This window comes from Mesorhizobium sp. M7A.F.Ca.US.014.04.1.1 (assembly GCF_003998745.1).
In the GTDB taxonomy this organism is placed as follows: domain Bacteria; phylum Pseudomonadota; class Alphaproteobacteria; order Rhizobiales; family Rhizobiaceae; genus Mesorhizobium; species Mesorhizobium ciceri.
In genome coordinates, this window is record NZ_RZRW01001146.1 from 1 (window position 1) to 976 (window position 976).

Annotated in this window: 1 protein-coding gene; it reads right to left on the bottom strand. The window is 59.1% G+C overall.

What is annotated here, in order from left to right; translation table 11 throughout:
- Positions 1-848, bottom strand: an 848-nt coding sequence (locus tag EOA22_RS35170; RefSeq protein ID WP_127390692.1) for an ankyrin repeat domain-containing protein, incomplete at its 3' end; no start/stop codon positions are given.
- Positions 849-976 lie beyond the last annotated feature (128 nt).

Sequence of the window (976 nt, forward strand, 5' to 3'; positions counted from 1 at the left end):
ACGTTGACCCGTTCGGTCTCGTCCGGGACACCGGGCGTCTCCATCTTGACGCCCGGCGTTGTGAGCATGGGCCCGAAGAGATATGTGTTCAGGTCCTCATACGTCCATACACCCTCCCAGCCCAGCAATGTGTCGGAGTAACGCATACTTGCCATGGATGCCTTGTCGCGGCCGACGACGCCCCACAAGATGGGCCCCGTCTTGGTCTCTCCCTGTGGCTCGGCCTTGTGGCAACCGTGACACACATGGGTGAAGTAGGTTCGGCCTTTCTCGACATCCGCATTTGACAATTTCATCGAGATAGGGGCTGGCGTTGGCAAGACGACGCCGTGCGACAAGAGATAGGCGGCAACTTCATGTTGCCCCTTGAATTTTGCCATGTGGAGCGGTGTCTTGCCGTCCTTTGTCTTCGCATTCACATCGGCGCCGGCCTCGACCAGTGCCTTCACGCAATCGAGACAGCCGGATCTGACGGCGATGTGAAGGGCGGATTCACCGCCGCGCTGCGCATTTGGATTTGCGCCCCCCTGCAGCAACAGATTGATCAAGTCGACCCTGCGTTTTGCCAAAGCCGGCATGAGGGGAGGTCCCAAAAGCGGCGTCGGGGCAACGTTGGCGTCGGCACCTCGTTCCATGAGCAGTTTTGCCGCCGCAAGATGCCCGCCCCTAACCGCAAGATAGAGCGGCGTTGCTTTTCCAGCGCTCTCGTCGACGCCGGCACCGGCGTCGAGCGCTGCCGTAATTGCCGCGACATCTCCCTTCACGGCGGCGTCGTGAATGGCGGCGGCATGCGATACAATCGGGATGTGTGCAATCAGCAGTGAAATGAAAAGCAAGGACAAGCGCATTCGGCACCCCTGTGTCAAACCGGAGGACGCGGCACGCTGCGAGAAGGGATGACTTTAGTCCGAATGCTTAATCGCGGCAATGTATTTCAGCAACTGCTGTCGTAGCACATGAGTTGTCCGGATTAGGT